At 58.5% G+C, this 508-nt stretch carries 1 protein-coding gene; it reads right to left on the reverse strand.

Going from position 1 to position 508, the window contains the following annotated elements; genetic code table 11:
• Positions 1-508: GAF domain-containing protein (locus E4S61_RS15935; RefSeq protein ID WP_135304957.1), on the reverse strand; the 508-nt coding region annotated here is incomplete at both ends.

Below are 508 nucleotides of genomic sequence, written 5' to 3' on the forward strand. Positions count from 1 at the left end.
ATCGAAGGCTTCCGTGACGTACGCAACTGCCTCTGGGGCTGCCTCTGACGGCAATTGCCTGCTGTAAATCTGGCCAATCGTCACTGGATTCCGAAGTTCGTGTGCGAGCATGCTGGCAAAACTCTCAAGCCGCGTATGGGACTGTTGGAGTTTCGCAACCGTCGCTTCGAGTTCGTCTTGGTATTCATGGCGTTCGATGGCCGCGGCAAGGAGATTCGACACGCTCTGGACGAAGGTTACGTCGTGTTCGGTGAACTCCCGGCGCTCAGTCGTGTGTGTTCCGAGGATGCCCCACGGTTCATCGACGGTGCCGATGATTACGCTGATGCCGCTGACCACGTCGTGCTCGACAAGCAAATCGGGGCCACTGAACCGGTCTTCAGTGCGGAGGTCGTCGACGATGATTGGTTCTTCAGAGATGAGTGTATACCCGGCCTGGGAGTCTAGGTCTGTCGGGACGGTTGCGTTGCCTACGAGGCCGTCTTGCCAGCCGACGCCCTGTCTGAGG

The organism is Haloarcula amylovorans, from assembly GCF_004681185.1.
Taxonomy (GTDB): Archaea; Halobacteriota; Halobacteria; order Halobacteriales; family Haloarculaceae; genus Haloarcula; species Haloarcula amylovorans.